Annotated in this window: 15 protein-coding genes and 6 pseudogenes; 8 read left to right on the top strand and 13 right to left on the bottom strand. The window is 55.0% G+C overall.

The genetic code is table 11. The annotated features are described in order from the left end of the window. Positions 1-36 precede the first annotated feature (36 nt). Positions 37-798 (top strand): bestrophin-like domain, encoded by a 762-nt coding sequence (locus tag ACA064_RS09600; RefSeq protein WP_497673133.1) that lies wholly within the window; start codon positions 37-39, stop codon positions 796-798. 136 nt (positions 799-934) lie between these two features. On the opposite strand, the gene ACA064_RS09595 is transcribed toward ACA064_RS09600, so the two are convergent. The 3 genes from ACA064_RS09595 to ACA064_RS09585 form a co-directional block, all read right to left on the bottom strand. Beyond that, a complete protein-coding gene (locus tag ACA064_RS09595) occupies positions 935-1,129 on the bottom strand; it encodes a hypothetical protein (protein WP_497674207.1) in 195 nt (64 codons plus the stop codon). 672 nt (positions 1,130-1,801) lie between these two features. Further along, positions 1,802-2,011 (bottom strand): hypothetical protein, encoded by a 210-nt coding sequence (locus ACA064_RS09590; RefSeq protein ID WP_497673132.1) that lies wholly within the window; start codon positions 2,009-2,011, stop codon positions 1,802-1,804. A gap of 120 nt (positions 2,012-2,131) precedes the next feature. Beyond that, positions 2,132-2,317, bottom strand: coding sequence for a hypothetical protein (locus ACA064_RS09585; protein ID WP_497673131.1), 186 nt, complete (start codon positions 2,315-2,317; stop codon positions 2,132-2,134). A 532-nt stretch (positions 2,318-2,849) separates the two neighbouring features. Between ACA064_RS09585 and ACA064_RS09580 the strand changes: the two are divergent. After that, positions 2,850-3,004, top strand: a pseudogene (locus ACA064_RS09580) (ATP-binding cassette domain-containing protein); the annotation flags it as partial. Positions 3,005-3,046: 42 nt separating this feature from the next. On the opposite strand, the gene ACA064_RS09575 reads toward ACA064_RS09580, so the two are convergent. Then, complete coding sequence (locus ACA064_RS09575) at positions 3,047-3,991, bottom strand: LysR family transcriptional regulator (RefSeq protein ID WP_497673130.1); 945 nt, start codon at positions 3,989-3,991, stop codon at positions 3,047-3,049. A gap of 116 nt (positions 3,992-4,107) precedes the next feature. Here ACA064_RS09575 and ACA064_RS09570 point away from each other — a divergent pair. Then, positions 4,108-4,589, top strand: a pseudogene (locus tag ACA064_RS09570) (nuclear transport factor 2 family protein). Positions 4,590-4,637: 48 nt separating this feature from the next. Continuing rightward, positions 4,638-5,753 (top strand): alkene reductase, encoded by a 1,116-nt coding sequence (locus ACA064_RS09565; protein WP_497673129.1) that lies wholly within the window; start codon positions 4,638-4,640, stop codon positions 5,751-5,753. An 83-nt stretch (positions 5,754-5,836) separates the two neighbouring features. Here the strand turns inward: ACA064_RS09565 and ACA064_RS09560 are convergent. Beyond that, positions 5,837-7,014 (bottom strand): annotated as a pseudogene (locus ACA064_RS09560) (aldo/keto reductase). A 132-nt stretch (positions 7,015-7,146) separates the two neighbouring features. Between ACA064_RS09560 and ACA064_RS09555 the strand changes: the two are divergent. Beyond that, positions 7,147-8,040 (top strand): LysR family transcriptional regulator, encoded by an 894-nt coding sequence (locus tag ACA064_RS09555; RefSeq protein WP_497673128.1) that lies wholly within the window; start codon positions 7,147-7,149, stop codon positions 8,038-8,040. Between the two features lie 606 nt (positions 8,041-8,646). Here the strand turns inward: ACA064_RS09555 and ACA064_RS09550 are convergent. After that, positions 8,647-9,510: pseudogene (locus tag ACA064_RS09550) on the bottom strand (cache domain-containing protein); the annotation flags it as partial. A 256-nt stretch (positions 9,511-9,766) separates the two neighbouring features. Between ACA064_RS09550 and ACA064_RS09545 the strand changes: the two are divergent. After that, complete coding sequence (locus tag ACA064_RS09545) at positions 9,767-9,940, top strand: DUF1214 domain-containing protein (RefSeq protein ID WP_497673127.1); 174 nt, start codon at positions 9,767-9,769, stop codon at positions 9,938-9,940. Here ACA064_RS09545 and ACA064_RS09540 read toward each other — a convergent pair. The 6 genes and pseudogenes from ACA064_RS09540 to ACA064_RS09515 all read right to left on the bottom strand — a co-directional run bounded on the left by ACA064_RS09540 (position 9,937) and on the right by ACA064_RS09515 (position 19,519). Beyond that, entirely contained in the window at positions 9,937-10,887 is a 951-nt protein-coding gene (locus tag ACA064_RS09540; RefSeq protein ID WP_497673126.1) for a diguanylate cyclase, read from the bottom strand. The genes ACA064_RS09545 and ACA064_RS09540 overlap by 4 nt on opposite strands. Then, positions 10,887-15,437 (bottom strand): PAS domain-containing hybrid sensor histidine kinase/response regulator, encoded by a 4,551-nt coding sequence (locus ACA064_RS09535; protein WP_497673125.1) that lies wholly within the window; start codon positions 15,435-15,437, stop codon positions 10,887-10,889. Before ACA064_RS09535 ends, ACA064_RS09540 begins: the two co-directional genes overlap by 1 nt. Before the next feature lie 69 nt (positions 15,438-15,506). Beyond that, complete coding sequence (locus tag ACA064_RS09530; protein WP_497673124.1) at positions 15,507-17,216, bottom strand: two-component system response regulator; 1,710 nt, start codon at positions 17,214-17,216, stop codon at positions 15,507-15,509. A gap of 95 nt (positions 17,217-17,311) precedes the next feature. Beyond that, positions 17,312-18,436 carry an HDOD domain-containing protein gene (locus ACA064_RS09525; protein WP_497673123.1) on the bottom strand — a complete coding sequence of 375 codons (1,125 nt, stop codon included), beginning with the start codon at positions 18,434-18,436 and terminating at the stop codon, positions 17,312-17,314. A gap of 489 nt (positions 18,437-18,925) precedes the next feature. Next, positions 18,926-19,081, bottom strand: a pseudogene (locus ACA064_RS09520) (LysR family transcriptional regulator); the annotation flags it as partial. Positions 19,082-19,243: 162 nt separating this feature from the next. Then, positions 19,244-19,519 carry a DUF2798 domain-containing protein gene (locus ACA064_RS09515; RefSeq protein WP_497673122.1) on the bottom strand — a complete coding sequence of 92 codons (276 nt, stop codon included), beginning with the start codon at positions 19,517-19,519 and terminating at the stop codon, positions 19,244-19,246. 131 nt (positions 19,520-19,650) lie between these two features. Between ACA064_RS09515 and ACA064_RS09510 the strand changes: the two genes are divergently transcribed. Further along, entirely contained in the window at positions 19,651-20,616 is a 966-nt protein-coding gene (locus tag ACA064_RS09510) for a LysR family transcriptional regulator (protein WP_497673121.1), read from the top strand. Continuing rightward, positions 20,588-20,856, top strand: a pseudogene (locus tag ACA064_RS09505) (transposase); the annotation flags it as partial. The gene ACA064_RS09510 and the pseudogene ACA064_RS09505, both read left to right, overlap by 29 nt. 335 nt (positions 20,857-21,191) lie before the next feature. Here ACA064_RS09505 and ACA064_RS09500 read toward each other — a convergent pair. Further along, entirely contained in the window at positions 21,192-21,641 is a 450-nt protein-coding gene (locus tag ACA064_RS09500; protein WP_497673120.1) for a potassium channel family protein, read from the bottom strand. Between the last annotated feature and the right edge of the window lie 190 nt (positions 21,642-21,831).

The raw sequence follows: 21,831 nt of genomic DNA, 5'->3' as shown, positions 1-21,831 counted from the left end.
TCCAAACCCCGAAGACCTCGTCAACGGAGGTTGAACTTGAATCATCTGGTGATCGCACTGATCGTGTTCATCTGCCTGTTCGGCAGCGCATTACTGGGCTCCTATGTGCGGGAGCGATTACCCATCCATCACCTTAGCGACGAATCCGTCGCCGTCGTGAAGCTCGCCACCGGACTTATCGCGACAATGTCGGCGCTGGTACTCGGCCTTCTCGTCTCCTCGGCCAAAGGCACCTTCGATACCGCCAATGCCGAACTGGAGGGAGCGGCCGCGAAGGTGATTCAATTCGACCGAGCGTTAGCCCGCTATGGCACAAACACTCAAGAAATCCGCACCCAGCTCAAGCACAATTACACTGAAGTCGTGCAAGTGCTCGCCTCCCGTGATCCAACCCTATTGGCAAAGCTCGACAGCCCCGAGGCAATAAATCGCTCGGAAGCGCTGCAACGCCAGGTAGAAGCACTCTCCCCCGGCACTGATAACCAGCGCGCACTCAAGGCATCTGCCTTGCAGATGATGGATGTCGTGTTTGCCGCACGCTGGTTGACCCTGCTGCAGTCCAATCAGTCGATCCCGCCGGTCATGCTGGTGATTCTGGTCACTTGGCTGGCGATTATCTTCGGCTCGTTCGGTTTGTTCGCACCACGCAACGGCACCATTGTGGTGGTGTTGATGATGTGCGCGCTGTCGACGGCGGCGACGATTTTGCTTGTTGAAGAACTGAATCGGCCGTTGGATGGGTTTATCAGCGTGTCGTTGGAGCCGATGCGCCATACGTTGGGGGGGCTGGGGCAGTAGGTCTGACGATGTGCAATCGGACACCCCCAAGACGCTTGGGATATCGCGCATATCCAGAACCATCACGACCACACTTCTTCGTAGACGGTCATGGTGGCTCCAGATATGAAGAGCCTGGCGTATTGGAGGCTCCTGGTTATTTTCTGGTTTCCATCATCTTGTCAGCGAGCGCTTTGGCCCTTTCAATCAACAGATTCTGCCTGTCTTCGTGAGTGGCCCCTCCTACAACCGGTGCTGTCAGATTGCTTTCCGCGATCAGCGCAGCACAGAAGTATTGATCCCAGATAGCTCTATTCTCGGACGCCTGTTTGGTGACTTGGTCGGAGATCATATACGGCTCCTTTTGATGAAGTAGCACCGCTAGTTTACGCCCGAATCGCAAACAACCCATGCCGGTGATCGCGGCGTAGACCAGCTTGCCGAACACACCGTCCCTCACCTTCGCGCTCAATACGCAGCCGATCGCCCACAGTGCCATAAGGCCGCAGGCGATGGAGTTGATAAAAAAATCTCCCGCTCACTGGCGCGTTGATGGCTCCATGCTACCGTTCAAGTTTATCCAATAAAAACGGTGCGTGAAAAATGCTGAGATCACGATTGGTTGAGTCTGGACTTTACGAAGCAGAGAGCAAATCTGGAACGCGTTACACGATTGTGGCGGAAACTCGTCAACTCGGTTTCGACACAAATGAGTCAACTTCGACTTCGTGGCGCAATGGCCCGATTTATTACCGCACCCTGGATCATAAGCCCGTCTTTTGGGTGAGCAATCAAGAATTCACCATCGTACATACCGGCGAAATTGTTACGCGACTTTAAATCTGCCGCATTGCGAGGCGGTCTTCGTGACCGCCTCGCTTCGCTCCAGAGCCCAGCATTGAACGCCCCCTTCCAAAAACGAAAAAACCCGACGCAGTGGCCGGATATTCTCTGGGATAACGGTGCAAGTTGCCGAAGGAAAAATACTAACCCTGACGAAATAATGCCGTCAGCCGAGCGGAACTCAATCCTTGTAAATCAAAACAAAATCTTCAGCGGCAACAGGCTCGTCCCTGCCTAAGAAAACCACTGGAACGCCCTGGAAAGTCCCTCTGAAAAAATCAGCACTGGTCGTGATCGCTTCCGTAGCCCGCTGCGACCATATCTGTAGCTGAGTCACTTTCTTACCCTCAAGCGTTGACTGCGATAGAGCGCACAATATTTTTTCTTTCATGCTGCCTCCTTCATTAGATAGATCCACTGCAACAGGGCTTAGCGCCATCCGGTCGATATCCTCGCAGCTCTCAAAGCATAGCTGGATAAATCCCTCCCAGAAGCTGAGTTACAGGCTGGTTCAAGACTCATCGGCGAGCCGAAACTGAACCTCTACCGGCGCACCAGGCGCCTTTATTTCATCGACCTGCACATGTCGAGCGCCGCACTCGGTGCAATCGAAAGCCTGACGGCCGATGTCCTTGTCGTAATGCATGTCGACCTCGGTGTCTTTACCGCATTTCTGACAAACAAATTTCACAGTCATGGCTGTTACTCCCGTGTCGATGAATGCTCATCCTGAGCTACTGCACTTACCTGAGTCTTAACTATCACTCGACTTCTAACCATAAAACCGAACGATTCGGGGTGAATGAACTTCGCCAGATAGTTGGCGCCGGTCTCATGACTGTGCAGTAACGGAACTAACGACATAGCCACCTGAACGCAAGATCAATACCACGGCTTATGGCATCTCCAAACGTCGGCCATTCGCCAATTTCCTCGCCGAGTTTTGCGTAACCGTGTTCGTCCTCGACCCAAATGGTAATTCCGACAGGCGACATGCTATTAGGGTCGCCCCAAATAAAGTCTATCTTTGCTTTATCTCCGTTTGGATGGAGGTAATCCATGGGATAAGGTCTTTCTATATTCGAATGCATGGCAATACCCCCAAACTGATCTCGTGTCAAAATTCAGAAATAGCTCAGAGTTTTAGTTCTCGCCAATCGGTTGCGGTCGAGGGAAGAGGTGCTGCCATTGGGCCCAACGTGTGGGGGTTTCGACTTCAGCGCAAAGGGGTGTACGAGCGCTGTGAATTCGTATTGAGTTGTTCCGGCCTCGGGTTCCATGTCCGCGAGACTGAGTTGCTGCACGATATCCACCTGATATACATCGTGGCGAGACCCTGGGCCTCGTCGGGCCCAACGGTTCAGGAAAATCCACGCTGCATAAGCAGCACTGCCATGGTTTCGCCTTACAAAAGCCGACCGTGTGGCTAACCTTGGCGTACGCCGAACACCTCTGCTTGTTCTTCGGCCATGTCAAGTAACGCATCGACGACGACTCTCACTTTTGGCTGCATATAAAGGGTCCGCGGCCAGATGACGTGGATAGGCATCGTTGCGCCGGCATCGCTGTCCAGAACGGTGACCAATGCACCACTGCGCAGGTGATCCGCAACCAGCCATGTCGGTAACTGACAAAGACCGCAGCCATCCAGGGTCGCACGCAGCATCATTTCACCGTCGCCAAACTCATGGCGCACTCGCACTTCCTGCTCCTCCACCCCGCCTTTGGCATTTCTTAGAAGCCACGCCATGCGCAGTCCTTTGCGCCAGGCAATGATGCAGTCGCGCTCCAGCAAATCGGACTTGTGCAGAATCGGCGGGCATTTACTCAGGTAGGCCGGCGCAGCACAGATCACCAGATGCTGGTCGCCGAGTCGGCGCGCCACTAACTCCGGATCATCCTTGAGATCACCGATTCGTACGGCGAGATCTATACCGTCGTTGATCATGTCGACCGTGCGCTCGCCAAAGGTCAGGGTTAAATCGAGCTGCGAGTATTGCCGCGCCAACGCGATCAGCATTGGAGCGATATGCCGTCGACCGAACGCGGCAGGAAGATCAATTCGTAGACGTCCCTTCGGTTCAGCGACGCCATTCAAAAAGCTGCCTTCAACCCCCCGTAGTTCGTCCATGACCCGCAAGCAACTGGCCAGGTACGCCTCCCCTTCATTGGTCAAACTCAGCTTGCGCGTGGTGCGGTGCAGTAGCTTGATGCCAAGGCGCTTTTCCAGCCGGGTCACACTCTTGCCCACCGCGGAACTGGTCACGCCCAGTTGCAAAGCAGCCGCGGTAAAACTCCGGTACTGAGCAGCCATTGTGAACTCAGGGATGCCATCAAATTGAAGGGATTCCATAAACGGCTCCAGCCACATGAAAACTCGATTCTATCCTCACAGGATCAACTGATTGTAATTATCGCGGATTAATAGAATTCCAAGACTAGATTAAGGTGAGCCTCACTTTAGAGCGACTTCCTATAGAGGCCACCATGAACGCCGACTTGAACCGACTGCTCATACTTGAAGCGATCAGAAACCTGCGGCTGCGCTACTGCCATCACCTCGATGCCAACCGAATGGATGCGCTCGCACAGTTGTTTACCGAAGATGCCGTTTGCCAAGTCGATCGGGGTAGCTGGAAGGGCGTAACGCCATTCAGGAGGGCTTGTCCCAGGCCTTCTCGGCATTCGATACGCAACAACGAGGGACGTATCAGTTCATTCACGCCGTGTCGAATCACTGGATCGAGATTCTCGATGAGAACCGGGCCGAAGGCCGTTGCTACCTGATCGACTTCGCCACCCAAAGAGCTCCGGGAGAGAACCCATTGCTGCTCCTTGGGCTGTATGCCGACGAGTATCGCCGTGTGGAGGGTCAGTGGCTGATCAGCCGTACCCGCCTGGATGTCGTATGGCCTGAACCCGATGTCGGCGGCGGCGATCCAGGTAACGGTCTGGTACTGCCTTCCTGACCCATACCCTGCCTTTAGCCCCCTACCTATCCCCCTCAGAGGTTCCTGATGAATCCATTATTCAAACCCTACGATCTTGCCGGCACTGCATTGGCCAACCGCGTGGTCATGGCGCCCATGACGCGTGCAAGGGCCCTTAACGATATTCCGGATGAACACACTGTTCTCTATTACGCCCAGCGAGCATCTGCCGGGCTGATCATCAGTGAAGGCATCCCTATCTCCCGAGAGGGATGTGGCTACCTGTTTAACCCCGGTCTGTATAGCGACGAACAAACCCACGCCTGGCGTCGAGTCACTGATGCAGTGCACGCCAAAGGGGGACGGATCTTCGCGCAGCTGTGGCACGTCGGGCGCGTGTCCCATGTATCACTTCAGCCGGACAATGCCTCTCCGGTGTCTTCGGTCGCTACAGCTGCCGCAAACTCCAATGCCTACGCCTGGGTTGAAAAAGGCAAGCCCGGGCCCGTGCAGGCAAGCATCCCAAGAGCATTGAGCACGATTGAAGTTCAACGGATCACCGCCGACTTTGTAAGCGCTGCGCGTCGAGCGATAGAAGCTGGTTTTGACGGCGTCGAATTGCACGGCACCAACGGCTACTTCTTCGAGCAATTCCTGAACGGTGCATTGAACACTCGCACAGATGCCTATGGCGGCTCCATCGCCAATCGCCAACGCATCCTCCTCGAAACCCTTGATGCCTTGGCCGCAGAGATTGGCAGTGCTCGGGTTGGTGTGCGCCTTTCCCCGTTTGGCCGTCTTTTCGACATGCACCCCTACGCGGAAGAATCCGACACCTGGCTGAGCCTGGCTTCGGCGCTCAATGAGCGAGACCTGGCGTATGTGCATTTGAGCGATCAACTCACTATTGGCGCAGAAGCTATTCCGGAGGGCTTCGCCACGCAATTCCGGCAAGCGTACCAAGGCACCCTGATCGCTGCTGGAGGCTTCAATCGCGAGCTGGCCGAGGCGGTGCTGGGAGAAGGCGATCTGGATCTGATCGCGTTCGGCCGACCGTTCATTGCCAACCCCGACCTTGTCGAGCGGATGCAACACGGCTGGCCGATTGTTGAAGGCGATCGGACTACCTTTTACGGCATCAACGGTAGCCCAACCAAGGGCTATACCGACTATCCCGCCTACAACGAGACTGTGACGAATTGAGCGATACGTGAGCTTGGCGTCACCCACGTCGCGCTGAACCTTAAACCGTCTCAACGAAAGGCTGAGGACGATTCGTTGAGCGATCAGACGCTGCGGTCGATCTGCTGCATGTGCATTTCCGACATTCGCTCACCGTGCACCGTCAGCCTGGAGAACTCATCCTCGATCTCTCGCAAATCCTCGACCGTCAGCTGGACATTGATTGCGCCGGTATTCTCGTTCAAATGGGCAATGCTTCGAGTGCCGGGAATGGGGACGATCCATGGCTTGCGGGCCAACAGCCAGGCCAGCGCAATTTGCGCGGGCGTGGCGTTGTGCTTTTTCGCAACCCGTGTCAGCAACTCAACCACTGGCCGGTTGGCTGCCAGGTTTTCCGGGGAAAAGCGTGGGAAAGTCGAGCGAAAGTCCGTCTGGGGATCAAACCGGGTATTCCCATCCATTTTGCCGGTCAGGTACCCCTCCCCAACCGGTGCCCAAGGGACAAAACCGATACCCAGTTCTTCACAGGCCAGCAGCACGCCGTTTTTTTCGGCGTCGCGAGTCCAAAAGGAGTATTCGCTCTGCACGGCCGCCACCGGCTGAACCGCGTGTGCGCGACGGATGGTTCGGGCACTCGCCTCGGACAAACCGAAGTGCAACACCTTCCCTTCCTGGATCAGCTCTTTGATGGCGCCGGCCACCTCTTCAATCGGTACATTCGGGTCTACACGGTGCTGATAGTAGAGATCGATCCGGTCGGTTTTCAGCCGTTTGAGTGACGCTTCGATCACCTTTTTGATGTGCTCCGGCCGGCTATCGAGGCCGATCGTGCCATCGATGGCAAAGCCGAATTTACTGGCGATGACAACCTGGTCCCGGAACGGCGCAAGCGCTTCCCCGACCAGTTCTTCATTGGTGTACGGGCCGTAGACTTCGGCCGTATCGAAAAACCGCACGCCGTTTCGAAGGCCGCACGAAGGGTCTCGATGCCTTGTTTGATATCCGCGGCGGGACCGTAATTGGCACTGATGCTCATACACCCGGCACCGAGTTCCGAGACTTTCAATGCACCGAGTTGGCGGGATTTCATTTGGCTTTTTCCTATCGAGAGCGCTCTGTCGCCTTGCTGCGCGACATCAGCGGTTGGGGACTGTGAGGCCCACGAGGAGGCCCCTGCAGTCAAAGCGGCGCCGACCACTACGGTCTTGCCCAGAAAGTCACGACGCGTTAGAGACAGGCTCGGTTGCGGATTCGTTGCAGATGCTGACTTGCGGATATCCATGAATAGCCTCCTGAAGTGACCCGGCGCTCGATGAAGAGAAGCAGCACGCTTGAGTGTCGGGCTAACCTACCAAGGCGTAGGCAAGGCGATAAGACGGTATAATCGGAATGGACTCATACCAAGGACACATTAATGGCGCGGGACAACGTCAACGACCTGACTGCTTTCGTAGCGGTCGCACGCGAGCGCAGCTTCACCCGGGCCGCAGCCCAACTGGGAGTGTCGCAGCCGGCATTGAGCCGAACTATCCGGGCGCTTGAAGCGCGCTTGGGGGTGCGGCTGTTGACTCGCAACACCCGCAGCGTTGCACCGACCGAGGCCGGCGAAAGCCTGCTGCAGATGGCAGGTCCGCATCTGGAGGGGATCGAAGTCAGCCTGGCCACCCTGTCCAGTCTGCGGGACAAACCCGCCGGCAGCCTGCGCATCACCTCGGTCGAACATGCCTCGGACACGATCCTTGCGCCAGCGCTGGGCAAATTCCTGCTGGACTACCCGGACGTCAAGATCGAAGTCACCAACGACTATGGCCTGACCGATATCGTTGCCGAGCGCTACGACGCCGGGGTGCGGTTGGGGGAACAGGTGGCAAAGGGCATGATCAGCGTGCGCATCGGGCCGGATTTTCCCATGGCAGTGGTGGGCGCTCCGTCCTACTTCGCGCGCCGGCCGCCGCCCCAAACACCGCACGATTTGACCGCCCACCTGGGCATCAACCTGCGACTGCCGACCTCCGGCGGTCTCTGGTCGTGGCCATTCGCAAAAGACGGACGCGAGCTGAATGTACGAGCCGAGGGGCACCTGGTGTTCAACACCGTCTCTTTAATGCGCGATATGGCACTGGCCGGCGTCGGGCTGGCCTATCTGCCGGAAGATCTGGTGCAACAGCACATTGCCGAGGGACGACTGATTCGTGTGCTCTCGGACTGGTGTCCCCCTGTCACTGGCTACCACCTCTACTATCCCAGCCGTCGGCAGCCACTGCCCGCGTTCACTTTATTGGTCGATGTGTTGCGTTATAAAGCTTGAGAATCACTTGCGCATTGAGAGCCCGCGGTATGCGGGCGCGCAGCATTTTGATGAGGCTGTACACTCAAATTAATCAACCCTGAAAAAAAAGGAGGTTATATGAGAAATATTGGCGCCAGATTGAAGGAAGAACGAAAACGCCTCGGACTTTCGCAGCATGCATTAGGCGCTCTTGGGGCCATCGAGGCGAACGCCCAGGGTATGTATGAGCGCGGAGCGCGATTCCCGAATGCCACCTACCTGTCCTCCATCGCAAAGGCGGGAGTGGACATCTTGTACGTGGTGACAGGAGTCAAGAAGGTACGCGCAGCTGACGGCATCAGTGAAATTGACGCAAAGGTGCTGCATGAGCTGGATAGTCTGCCGAAAGACGTGCAGGAGGACATTAAACAGCTGATTACGACGCTCTTTGAAGGAGACGAGAAATAATAGGGTCCAGTCCCACCCTTTCCGTCTGACCCGCTTCGCCATATTTTCTTTGGGATACCGCACGTATCCCTTGCCCCAATACCAACTTTCCTTTTTGACTGGCCTGCCGGAAACGTGCGGGAAGGGATACGCATGTCTGAAATAAAAGAATGGTCGTTCCTGTTCAGCGCTCGGACAGCCGAGCAGCCCCAGGATCCCCAGTAGCAAAGAAATGATCGCCGCGCTCAGCAACGACTCCTGTCGCCAGCTCGCCAGAACCTCTTCCTTGTCGAGTGCGGCAAATATGATGAGCGGATACCCATCGACTCGCCGAAAACCCACCACGCGCTCCACACCGTCCACATAGGATTTAACGGTTGCGGAACCAGAATTTTCCTTGGGCAGGAGTTGCGTGAAGAGCGGACCATTGGCCAGGCTGGTTCCGATTTCAGCTTCCTTGAAGGGCCGGCAAATCACGATTCTGGCGTCGGCTGAGATCAGATCGATAACGCCGTTGGCGCCGATATCGATGCTGTTGTACAGCTGGAGAAAGTGATCGAGGTAAAGGGTCGCCAGCGCCACCCCGGCAAAGCTGCCGTCAGGGTGATTGATCCTGCGCGACACGGGCATGATCCATTCGCCTGTGGAACGGCTTTGTATCGAAGGCCCGATATGCGGGCCACGGTCCGGGTGATCGCGATGAAAGATAAAATATTCGCGGTCGGCGTTATTGGCGTTGGGCAGGATGATCGCGTTCGAATTCGCGATCCACGCGCCTTTATCGTCATAGATGAACAGGCCGTGCAACTGAGTCAGTTGGTTGCGCTGGGCACTAAGCAAACGTTGCAATCTAGGGAGCTGGTCGTGACCCATGCCATCGACTTCAAGACGGTCCACCAGGCTGAACAGAACGGTATCGGCTTGTTTGATCGAGGCTTGCGCTTGCGATGACAGTGTTTGCGCGAGGTTTGACATCGCGGTTTCTTTGTCATGCAAATGATACTGGCGCGAACTCCACACCTCCCAGATAGCCACTGCCACCAGCGACAGGCAGAACGCCATCAGAAAAAGAATCGCATATCGAACCTTGAGTTTCGCCTCAAGCTTTAAGTCCGTTAGAAGCTCGGGTTTGGCGGTATGGTTTTGAAAGATTGTTGCGGCATGACGTTCCCTGAAATCTGATGAAATGGCGACACATCCCATAAGCCATTTTTAACCACTACCTCGCCCATTGCGTCTGGGTGCGCGCAACCATGAATCATCAAAGATGAGAATGGGGGTCCCCTGTCGATGAACACTATGGGCAAACCTGCGAGCAGTGCTGCCTGGCTCTATCAACGCTCACTTTGGACCGGACTCACCAGGAGCCGGTAAGAATTGGATTAGAATCCTGCCTGACAATGGATTCTTCGTGATTCTGCGGCTATATGGAGCGACCAAGGCATTCTTCGACAAGGACTGGAAACCGAGCTATTTACAGAAGCAGGATTAAAGATATTCATCGCTAAAGGATGAACATACCCTGGCCCTGCCAGTTTTCTTCGCCTCGTAAAGTTGCTTGTCCGCAGCTTCTATCAACGCCTGGAATTCAAGCTCGTCAGTGGGCATCAATGTTGCGACGCCTAGAGAAATAGTCACCACACGATCTACATCAGAAGCAGAATGCTCGATACCCAGTGCCCGGATACGCTCTTGCATTCTTTCTGCAATTTCGACCGCCCCAGAAAGACTTGTATTGGGCAGAACGCAGGCAAACTCTTCGCCGCCATACCGAGCGACCAGGTCATAGGGGCGTCTAACCGTTTCAGATAACGCCTGGGCTACGGACTTCAGACAGCCATCGCCAGCCAGATGCCCGTATCGGTCGTTGTAGCGCTTGAAATAGTCGACATCCACTAAAATGAGCGACAGCGGCTTTTGCTCTCGAAAGCACTGGCGCCAATCCGCCAATATGTCCTCATCGAATTTGCGTCGATTGGCCACTCCAGTAAGGCCATCCATCAACGCCATGGAGCGCAGCAGATCGTTCTGTAGCTTCAGGGTCAGATGTGTTCGCACACGTGCTCTGACAATGGTGGGATTGATGGGTTTGCTGATGAAGTCCACCGCGCCTAGCTCCAGACCTAGCACCTCATCTGACTCCTGCTGCTGTGCGGTAATGAAGATGATGGGGATGCCCTGGGTCGCAGGGTCAGCCTTGAGTCGACGGCATACTTCATGCCCGTCCATGCCCTCCATGACCACGTCCAGCAGAATCAGATCGGGTAGCTGGGTCCGACATAGGGTGATCGCCCGCTCACCGCTGGTGGCCATAAACACATCACAGTCCTCACGAAATAGCTCATGGAGTACCCGGATATTAGTCGGTTGGTCGTCGACAATGAGGAGTTTTGGACGGTTATGGGGATGTGGTAACCAGGTTTCCATCGATTGTTCCATCAGGCAGATCTCAAAAGGTCGCGACCAATCGGCATCGCAGCGGAAAAGTCGAGCGACTGCACCAGGACAACCAGTTCGTCGAATTGTGGGCGCAGAGATGGCGGCGTTTTTGACGCCAATGCGTCTGCCAGCTCTATGGCTTGAAGGTTACCCGCCTCCAGCAATAGCAAAATCTCTTTAAGGGATTCTTTCCATTGCGTCGGCTCCATTGTTTCCTTGCCTGCACTGATCTTCGCTCGTGGGCTCTGACCAAAGTCGACATTCATCTGCTCAAGGCTTTGTTGCAGTAACCTGCTCAATTCGTCAAACCATGTTGCGTCAGCAAAGATGCTCGCTACAGACTCTGCATCTGCGGATTTCAGTTTGTGCTCCAGGTCGCCGGCCAGCAGCGACATCGCCTTGGCACCCATGGTCCCGCTGCTGCCTTTAATTGTATGAAGCACGATAGCTGCCCCCGATGCGTCTTGCCGCTGGATTTGATCGTGCAACCGGACAAGCTGTTTTTCTAGCTCGGGGCCAAAGTTACGCAGCACGTTGCGGATCAAATCGAGGTCACCACCAAAGCGGCTAATGATCGATGCACGAGGCTCGATGACGCCTTCTCCTGTATTGGCTTGGCCCAGGGCTGGAGATGCCTGGCGATCCTCACGGCCCGCTTGAAAAAGCAATGTTGCGACGAGTTGTTCCAGATCTATGGGCTTGCCGACATGCTCATTCATCCCCGCAGCAAAACAGGCCTCACGGTCGGTATTGGAGGCATTTGCGGTCATCGCCACTATGGGCAGCGCTGCAAAACGTGGATCCGATCGAATGCGACGGGTCGCCTCCAAGCCATCAATATCCGGCATCTGGATATCCATCAACACGGCGTCGAAGGACACATATTCAGTCATCACCCTGCTCACACCTTCCAGCCCACCTTCAGCCAGCGTCACCTGAGCGCCTTCCCCTGTCAGTAACTCATCGGCAACCTGCCGATTAAGCATGTTGTCTTCCACAACCAATAGCCGCAGCCCGGCCAGACGCCGCTGCCTTTCAACAGTTGACTTGGACGGGAGTGACTGCGGAAGGCCTTTGCCATTGAGTGCTCGCTGAACAGCGTCGGCTAACTGCTTGGGAGTGACAGGCTTGGTGAGAAACCCCACGAAGGGAGCGTCTCCCATCTCGTTTGCGTCGGCCAGCACTTCACGGCCGTAAGCGGTAATCATAATGACCATTGGAGGAGGTACGCCGTTGCCCTGCTGACGGATCAATTGCGCAGCGCTCAGCCCATCCATATCGGACATCCGCCAGTCCATCAGTACCACGTCGTAGGCTTCGCCTCTCGCCTGGGCGTTCTTCACCCATTCCACTGCTTGCGTGCCACCACTCACGTGGTCGGCCTTCCACCCCAATGCATGAGCCGTTCGCAACAGCAATTCACCCGCCATGGCGTTGTCGTCGACGACCAGTATCCGTATGGATACATCGACTCCAGGACTGTCAGGTCTCAGCAGCGAATTCGGCGCTACATCCAGGGTGATATCGAACCAGAAGCGACTTCCCACACCCTGCTGGCTCTCCACCTGAAGTTCACCGCCCATCAAGCTGACCAACCGCTTGCAGATCACCAAGCCCAGACCGGTGCCGCCAAAGCGGCGGGTGGTTGAAGCCTCGGCCTGAGTGAATCCTTCAAAAATGCGCTGAAGTTGCTCCGGGCTGATACCGATGCCGGTATCAGAAACGGTGATGCGCAAGCTCACAGTGTTATCCGTGCGCGTCAGTTGCTCGACGCTGACCACTATCTGGCCTTCCATGGTGAACTTGAGGGCATTACCCGCCAGGTTGATCAGCACCTGTTGCAGCCGCAGGCTATCGCCTATCAGATCGTTGGGTAGATTGGAGTCCAGGTCGAACATGACCTCGACCTCTTTCTGGCCCTGGTTGCCTGCCAGCACAACGGCGAGATCACGCATGAGCGGTTCGAGTTCGAAGGGGTGCACATCCAGTTGCAACTTGCCGGCCTCAATCTTGGAGTAATCAAGGATGTCATTGAGCAAACCCAGCAGTGATTTCGCAGCGGTCTGCGCTTTGGTCACATAGTCGAGTTGACGACCATTCAGGTCAGTGTTCTGCACCAACTGCAACATGCCCAGCACTGCGTTCATCGGCGTGCGTATTTCGTGGCTCATGTTGGCCAGGAACGACGATTTGGCCGCACTCGCGGTATCGGCCTGTTCCTTGGCGTACAGCAGATGTGATTCCAGCTCGCGCTGGGAGGTGATGTCCCGATTGATACCCGTCACACGCAAAGCCGCACCGCTCGGACTGCGTTCGACCTGCGCGCCTGCCTGTATGAAGCGGATCTGGCCGTCCGGGCGAACGACGCGGAAAATGGTGTCGTACACACCACTCCCCTCGACTGCGGCACTCAGCTTTTCAGCCGATGCCACCGCATCGTCGGGGTGAACACGCGAATACCAGTGCTGATAACTCAGACCATTATTGCGCAACGTCAGCGGCTGATCGTAAAACTCGAACATACGGTCATTCCACTGCAAGGCATTGTCAGCCAACGTCCAGGACCAGATGCCCAGTTCGGCTACTTCAGCAGCCATCAGCAACTGATCATGAATCGCCATCAGTTCACTACGTTGTTTCTGTGTCGTCTCCAGGCTCGCAGCCAGCTTCTTTTCTGCCGCTTTGCGTTCGGTAATGTCCACCGCGATGCCCAGGTAGCCGCTCAATTTCCCATCGTCATCGCGCATGGAGGTGACCACCAGCGTGACAGGAAACCGCGAGCCGTCCTTACGTATGTATGTCCACTCCCGGGTTTCTGCGCCTTCAAGCTCAGGTTTGTGGGTAAACACGCGGAAACCATCGATAGCCTGAGCGTACTCCTCGCTCAGTTCAACGCCACGAGCAGCGAGTTCCTCTGGCACATGTATCAATTCAGGTGTGTTTTGACCCAGCAACTCATCGGCGTGATAGCCCAACAAATGCTCGGCGCCTTTGTTGAACACACGGATAACGCCATCGAGATCCGTCGCAATGATCGAGACCTCAGTGGCTGAGCGCAGCACAGTGCCTAACAATAGATTGAGATGCCGCAACTCGGAAGTTCGCTGCGCAACCTGCTCCTCCAGGTTTGAATTGAGTTCGAGAATTCGGGCTTCTGCTGCTTTTTTCGCCGAGATATCCCTTAACGTCTTGGAGACTCCAACGACGCGACCACCCTCGCCATAAATGGGTGAGATGCTGGCGGAGATATCGATCAGCCGGCTATCTTTGCGGCGGCGCTGGGTATCAAAGCCAGTGATACGCTCGCCCGCCCTTATGCGCGCAAGGATATGGGCTTCTTCAGCTACAAACTCCTCAGGAACAACCAGACTGACCAGCGTCTGGCCCACAGCCTCCTCTGCGGTATAGCCAAAAAGGTGCTCGGCACCCTTGTTCCAGTTGGTGACTATGCCATCGAGGGTTTTTCCAATAATGCCATCAGCCGAGCTTTCGACGATGGCGGCCAGCCTTGCCTGCTCGGCGAATATCTGCCGCCGGCGTTGACGGCTGACACTCACGACACCCGCCAGCGTAGCCAGAAGCAGGGTGACCAAACCACCAATCAACAGGACGACTGTTGGTGAAACCTGATGCAGGCGCTGGATGAACAACGGATGCGCGCCGAGTTCGATTTGCCACCGCCTCCCGTATACCTCGCGCTCCAACTGATGGGTCATCAGCGTTTCACGGCTGGCCGAGTCGTTGGTGCTTTCATAAAACAGCTTCTCTTGCCCAGGGACAGTGATATCCCTCAATCGCAGATGCACCGTCTCGTTTTCTATGCGCAGGCCTCTGAGTACCTGCTCTGTCTGCAACACGACATAGATCCAGCCAAACGCTGCTGTCTCTCGTTCAGCAGCGGTCGCCGGAGTCTCTCCGCCGCGAAAGATGGGCATCAACACCAGGAAAGACTGCCGCGGTTTCGTTGTGTCCTGGATCAGAGTGATGGGTCCGGTTATCCGTGCCACACCGCTCTGTATCGAGGATTGGGCAGCCTCTCGCCGCGCTGTTTCCGAAGCTATGTCCAAGCCAATTGCAGCTTGGTTACCCTCAAACGGTTCGACATACTGGACAACGTAACGCTCGCCTGAATGGGGTGAGAGTTGACGAATGGAGAAATCAGCTTTGCCATCGGCCCGAGCGTATTTGAGAAACTCGCGTTCATCGCGCTCCGGTACTCTCCGGATAAAGCCCAAGGCACTTGCGCCGGGGAACTCGGAAGCGAGGTCGCGGGTTTTGTGATATTGGTCAAAAACTTCGCGGCTGATGCCATGCTCACCCGCTATCAGCACAGTTCCACGAGCGCCTCGCAATCCGTATTGGTAAAGATCAATACGAGTTAAAACCAACTCTGCGGCCTCCTCGGTAGCCGCTACGATCGCTTCTTGAGCATGCTGCTCGTTGATCCGTTCAAGGACCCACCACCCCAGAATGCTTGCCCCCAGCCCCACCGCCAGAGTGATAGCTACTTCCCGGCTCAATGCAAAAAACTTATGTTTTCTCACTCGCATTGTCCCATTGCAGAAGGCCTTCAAGCCTTCAATATTAAAGTTCGAACCCTGTTGGGGGGCATCTGTAACTTAGTTCGCATGCATCACATTAACCTTGAGCCCCGAGGATAAAAATGAGCATATTTGAGCGAAGGGAATAGGACGGCAATAAAGATAACCTTGCATGATCTGGCAGCCTCGCCCCAGAAGCGCATCGGCCTGTTCCTGGGTTTCTACGCCTTCGGCCACCAACTCAAGGCCTAGCGCCTGGCCTAACTTTATGATCGCCTCAATGATCGCCGAATCGCTTTTGTCGGTGAGCATATCTCGTACAAAGCTCTGATCTATTTTCAGAACATCAATTGGAAACCGCTTGAGATAAGCCAGGCTCGAATAACCTGTGCCGAAATCGTCGATAGAAATGCGAACCCCTAACGCCTTGAGATGAGAAAGGGTTTCGCAGGCGTTATCAATGTCTCTTGCCAGCACCCCTTCGGTAATCTCCAATTCCAGGAATTCTGCTTTTAATCCAGATTCGACCAGGATGCCTTTCACCATGTCCAGGAAGGACTCCTCGCGAAATTGCACGACGGAGATGTTCACGCTAATGGAAATGTCATGGCCCAGTTCACGAAGCGCTCTCGCGTCCTTGCAGGCCTGGAGCAGAACGTACTTGCCAATGGGAATGATCAGCCCTGTTTCTTCTGCCAGTGGAATGAAATCGACAGGCGAGACCAAAACACCGTCATGATTGCGCCATCGGATCAACGCCTCCATCCCAATGATCCGGTTATGTCGGGCATCGACCTTCGCCTGGTAAAAGACCTCAAAGACTCTATCTTCCAACGCATTGCGCATATGGCGCTCAAGCAGGTGCCTGGCACGCATGCTGCTCTCGATATGCGGAGAAAAAAAACAATAGCGATTGCGACCTGAAAGTTTCGCCTGGTACATAGCCGAGTCGGCATGCCGGTAAAGTGATTCCAGATCGTCGCTATCCTCAGGGAACACGCTGATGCCGATGCTTGCGCAAAGGTCGTATCGGTTTGCCTGGATTGAAAAAGGACCGGCGATTGTTGCGAGCAACCTTTCAGCGAAGTCGCCCACGGCGTCGAAACCTATTACCTCTGGCAGGAGCAGGATGAATTCGTCTCCTCCTTGCCTGCTGACGGTATCCACTACGCGCAACGATTGCGATAATCGCGATGCAACCTCTTGCAACACCAAGTCGCCGACAGAATGGCCCATAGAATCGTTGATCACTTTGAAGTTGTCCAGATCAAGCAGTAGCATCGCCACTCGACCATGATTGCGACGGGCCTTTTGTAAAGCCTGCTCGGTACGATCCTGCAACAGTATTCGATTGGGTAGTCCAGTCAATGCATCGTGATTGGCGAGCCTCTTGGCCTCATTGCGCAAGGCGATATGAGCTTTGATATGGGCTCTGGCTACTGGAATATTCAGCGGCTTTTGAATGAAGTCCACTCCGCCGCACTCAAGAGCGCGAAGCTCATTGTCTGTATGCGTATGAGAGCTTACAAAAATGACCGCTGCGTCCAGAAGCTCCGGATCGGATTTCAGCGTCCGGCAAACCTCGAAGCCGCTCATTCCTGGCATTTCTATGTCGAGCAAAACCACATCGGGCCTGCATTGACGAGCAATTTCAAGCGCCTCCTGACCACTTTTGGCGACATAGACTTCGGCTAAATCTCGCACTGCGGTGCTCAGAATTCTTAGGTCCGTGACTTGGTCATCAACTATCAGGAGGACTGGTTTGAGGCTAAACGTCTTGTCGCGCATTCCATTGCTCCTCGCAAATCCCTTGCATTTAATTACAAGCAATCCTAGACCAGCTTTTCTGCGGTGGGATGCCCAGTCTGCGTTCCCGAATGCGTTCAGGCCAGGCCCGCCAATCGTTGAAGTCTTTCGAGGTCCGCTTGAGGCTCACCATTTTTCATGGCGGCCCCAAGGCGCATGACCACTTGCTCGCGGCGTACCTGCATGGGCGGCAACGCATAGATCGCGCCTATCAACTCACGCAGTGCCTGAGGGAGTCCCCAGGAGGCTTTCAACTTGATGGCAAAGGGGGCGGCGAAATCACGCAGGGCATGGGTGAGCACTTCTTCATCCACCCTATGCCCCTGGCCCTCCCACTTCTGGATTTGGTAAAGCACACAAAGCTCGCCTATCCGGTGCAGCAACGCAGCACTCTGTAGTGGCGTCGGATCCAGCTTGCATTGTCGAGCCAGGAAAACAACCTGTTCAGCCAGGCCCTCGGCATCATCCAGATAAGACTGCATGCAGGTCATCAGCACCCCATTGGTTTGGGTATTGGCCTGTCGCAGGGCCTGGCTCAACGCCAGATTCACACTGGTAAGCCCTCCCAATCGTTTAATGGCATCGATCAAACTGGTGCAGGGTTGGCCCACCCCGTGATAAGCAGCGCTGTTGGCTGCCGCAATCAGATGAGCGCACAGCGCCGGATCATGCTGCCAATCCTGGACCAGTTCGCGAATATCCAGCTGCTCTCCCCCATATCCACGCTGGAGTTTTTCCTTTACCTGAGCGAGTAACGGCAGGTCCAGCTCATGGGTGGATAATCCACTGAGATAGTCGATCAGGTTTTCATCAATAACAGCGGGCACTTGCACAGACGTATCGGCAGGAAGGAGCGCTTTGAGGCATTCAACGACACGCGACACTTGAAACGGCTTGGTAAAAAAAGCGCTGATCCCCAGAGGCTTGACCGCCAAGACACTTTCTCGATCGGAACGCCCGGTGATCATAATCAGCGGTATTTTCAAATCCTGTGCACGAATCGTTTGCAACAGGCTTACACCGCTGGCATCCGGTAGATTCCAGTCGGCCATGACCATCTGGTAGGCACTCTGCTGCCAGGCATACAAGGCACTGGCAACATCGCCAAAGCAATCGACTTGCGCCAGCGGGCGGATGCTCAAAACCAGCTGTTTCAGAAGGTCTGCTATCCAGGGGTCATCATCCAGAATCATCACGCGCATTCGGTCACCGCACTGGATTGATGCACCATTTCGCAAGGCTTTGGGGCCCGGGTTTGTTTGACGACGAAGTAGAGGTCGCTGACGTCAGGAAGTGCGGTTGTGAGCGAGCAATCGGGATTGAGTCACGGCGATATCCATTTCAATTTTGGGTGTAAAAAGGTTCACAACCGAATCTATTCCTCACCGGCGAACTATACAAGCAAGCAAACAGCTCGCAGGCAAATAGGCAGGTGGGGGTAATGCATGAATGCTGCGATAGCGGAATTGCTCGGGTGGTTCCGTCCTGCTGCTCGCTGCTCCCTGCCCCAAAATTGCGCTAGATTCAAATGGTATTGGCTACCGGCCCGAGCGACACTCGACCCATTGTTACGAATGGTTTTAATTCAACGTCCGAGGGACTGATCTGACCTCTACTGAGGAGCCCGTGTCGAATGACCGCAAAATGTTGATTGTAGCCAGTCGTGACAGGCAGCAATCGGCCAATAGCGGTCAGTGGGTTTGGCTACCAGACGGCGTCAAACCAGCCGCAAGTACCTCCAGCAAAGCACTGACTTTGGGAAGCGCTTGACGGCTTTTGATCCAAACCAGATTGATCGCCAGACCATCAGTTGCCAAATGGGGAAGCACTTCAACCAATGTCCCTTCCTCAAGCTGACGGTTGATAACTGCGCAATACCGCATTCCGCCAGTAAAGGCGCGCCCAATGCGTCCATTGCATTCAACACGGGGCCTGAGACAACCGCCGAATCCGCTGCTCGCTGGTTAAAAGACGACTGATTGCATTCGGCAACGGCATCCCGGCCGCCCTCAATGATGTGGGTGCACAGTCAGAGTCACCAGTTTTAGCACTATAGGGCGAACGACGAGTATGCACAGGAATGCCACTGGCATCGCCAACTTATAGGCGTGCAGCGCATTACTTAGGTAACCCGTCTCAATACCGGAATTTGCCGCAGTGATCACGAGTGACATCAAGAACGCCATGATCGTCGCCATGTACAGCGCGAAAACATAGAGCGTTGCGCGGGCCGTGAGCTTGCGCTGATTGAAAAATAGAGATTTAGAGGGTGCTTTTTGATTCATATCAGGCCTTGTTGGTCTTCGATTGATAAGTGACAAGCACCTTAGCAAGATCAAAAACCAGCAACTAGACACTTATCGGTGAGTGCTTTATAAATAAAATCTTACGAATAACTCTTCTCGCTGGGCCAAAAATGAATCTGTTAGGGGCGATTGATAGTTTTATCAAGGTGGTTGAAGCGGGCTCTATCGTGGGCGCGGCCAAAACCTTGGGCGTCAGTGCCGCTGCCGTAAGCCAGACCGTCAATCGCCTGGAAACCCACCTGGGCACGCGCCTTCTCCAGCGCACCACACGCAGCATGGCGTTGACCGAGAACGGCGCGGTGTACTACGAAAAAGTGAAACGCATCGCGCGTGATCTCGAATCGGCGCAAAGTGCGATCACCAGCGCGCAGTCCCCACTCCAGGGGCGACTGTGCATCGCTTCTACCTCCGCGTTTGGGCGGCATGTGCTGGCATCAGTAATCGCTGGCTTCGCTGCACGTTACCCACACCTGATACTTGAACTCTCAACCACCGATCGCAAAATTAATCATATTCAAGAAGGCATTGATCTGAGCCTGCGGATCAAACCACAACTGGAAGAAGGGATCGTCGCTCGCAAGATCGTTTCGGTCCCTTTTATCATCTGCGCATCCCCCGCTTATCTGGAACAAGTCGGCTGGCCACGCACCCCTGAAGATCTGCAACAGCATGCCTGTCTAGCGTTTCGCTACCCGCTGGACGGACGCTTTCTACACTGGGGCTTTATCCGGGATGGGCAACGTTACGACGCTACGCTCAATGCGACCGCCATCAGCGACGATATTGACGCTCTGGCCCAAATGGCGATCTGCGGAGCGGGAATTACCCGCCTGGCAGAGTTCGTGGCGGCGCCCTACATCGAAAGTGGCCAACTCGTTCCTCTGTTTGAACATTGCCACGCTTCAACTTATGCCTACGCAGAACCGCTCGATATTTATGTATGCGTCCAGGAGCGCGCTGCCATCACACCCAAGGTCAAAGCGTTTATGAATTATTTGACTGAATATCTGGAAGTGCGCTGGCCGATGGAAGGTACGTTGATTGCCGGAGCGGCGAGTCCGGCGCTGGGAGCATGAAGCCGTGCCGGAGGAAATGCAGAACCGGCTGAGCAACGCGCCAGAGATGATGCGGATCCGCAAACGGACGGTTGAGCATCCCTTCGGGACGCTCAAACAATGGATGGGCGCGACGCACTTCCTGACCCGAAAACTTCCGGGGTAAGCGCAGAGATGAGCTTGAACGTACTCGCCTACAATCTGAAACGGGTCATGAAAATCATGGGGACTGGGAGTTTGATTAAGGCTCTGGCGACCTAAGATTTTGCCAACTTTGGATATGATTTAGAGGACGTTAGAGCCCGTTCAGGCTTTTCAAGTCATCGGCAACGCTAAGTTGGTGGGCCAAGGGCATCCTGGCCGTGAGTGGGCGCCGAAGCGTGAGAAGGGCCATGGATTTGAAGTTGAAAACTTCATCCAGCGTTTTTACACACTCTGGGCCAGAAGCAGTCACTCATTAAAGTATTAGTTATGACTGGGTTGAGGATTTGCTTTGACAGGCCTAGCGCTACAGCCTTTTGGAGACCTTTGCTTCAAACACTCCGGAAACCTTATCAAGGTTCAGATAGAGTCGCACCAGCCTTTTCCTACCCTGCCTATGGTCGTTCACGCTGCTGTAGCCTGTCCATGTTGTGCTTTATGACATCCATCACCGCAGCTGTCATCACCGAGGTAGAGACACCAAACATCAGGATGCCGTTGGCTGCCTCCAGTGGGCCGAGCAGACGCCATCGTGAGGACATTATGATATCGCCATAGCCCAGAGTGGCGAAGTTGACCCCTGAGTGATACAGCGCGGTGGCGAAGTCGTCGAATTCGTCGAGAAACATGAGCAGCGCGGCCCAGATGGCAATCTGCACGAAATTACTGAGCAACATCAACAGCATCACCATCGACAACAACAGGATATTCAGCAATTGCGATTCGCGGCCTGGTTGGGCATGCCTGAAATGGACGTAATGACGCAGGCATATGGTCACGAAAACGGCTTGCAGTAGCAGGCAGAGCAACATCACAGGAAGGCCGGCCAGTAAATTGAGCAGCATGGAAACCTCCTCAGAGGGCGGGCTACCGCACGGGTCGGCGTTGATCGAGCAAATGGACCATCAGGCTGGAATACAGGTGCAGCCCCCACTATCCCCACTGCATTGTAGTTTGAAACGAATTGGTCGCCCCAATGACAGGCAAACGCTCGTCAGCGGCGCCCAGTGCTCAAAACTCGTCGGCGAGCACCTG

The organism is Pseudomonas sp. LBUM1658 (assembly GCF_059716055.1).
This window is presented reverse-complemented; position numbering and strand designations above follow the sequence as displayed.

Excerpts from the sequence above, each read along its gene's own strand:
- ACA064_RS09595 (WP_497674207.1), bottom strand. The coding sequence starts at position 1,129 with ATGATCTCCGACCAAGTCACCAAACAGGCGTCCGAGAATAGAGCTATC.
- ACA064_RS09590 (WP_497673132.1), bottom strand. The coding sequence starts at position 2,011 with ATGAAAGAAAAAATATTGTGCGCTCTATCGCAGTCAACGCTTGAGGGT.
- ACA064_RS09585 (WP_497673131.1), bottom strand. The coding sequence starts at position 2,317 with ATGACTGTGAAATTTGTTTGTCAGAAATGCGGTAAAGACACCGAGGTC.
- ACA064_RS09575 (WP_497673130.1), bottom strand. The coding sequence starts at position 3,991 with ATGTGGCTGGAGCCGTTTATGGAATCCCTTCAATTTGATGGCATCCCT.
- ACA064_RS09565 (WP_497673129.1), top strand. The coding sequence starts at position 4,638 with ATGAATCCATTATTCAAACCCTACGATCTTGCCGGCACTGCATTGGCC.
- ACA064_RS09555 (WP_497673128.1), top strand. The coding sequence starts at position 7,147 with ATGGCGCGGGACAACGTCAACGACCTGACTGCTTTCGTAGCGGTCGCA.
- ACA064_RS09540 (WP_497673126.1), bottom strand. The coding sequence starts at position 10,887 with ATGGAACAATCGATGGAAACCTGGTTACCACATCCCCATAACCGTCCA.
- ACA064_RS09535 (WP_497673125.1), bottom strand. The coding sequence starts at position 15,437 with ATGCGAGTGAGAAAACATAAGTTTTTTGCATTGAGCCGGGAAGTAGCT.
- ACA064_RS09530 (WP_497673124.1), bottom strand. The coding sequence starts at position 17,216 with ATGCGCGACAAGACGTTTAGCCTCAAACCAGTCCTCCTGATAGTTGAT.
- ACA064_RS09525 (WP_497673123.1), bottom strand. The coding sequence starts at position 18,436 with ATGCGCGTGATGATTCTGGATGATGACCCCTGGATAGCAGACCTTCTG.
- ACA064_RS09515 (WP_497673122.1), bottom strand. The coding sequence starts at position 19,519 with ATGAATCAAAAAGCACCCTCTAAATCTCTATTTTTCAATCAGCGCAAG.
- ACA064_RS09510 (WP_497673121.1), top strand. The coding sequence starts at position 19,651 with ATGAATCTGTTAGGGGCGATTGATAGTTTTATCAAGGTGGTTGAAGCG.
- ACA064_RS09500 (WP_497673120.1), bottom strand. The coding sequence starts at position 21,641 with ATGCTGCTCAATTTACTGGCCGGCCTTCCTGTGATGTTGCTCTGCCTG.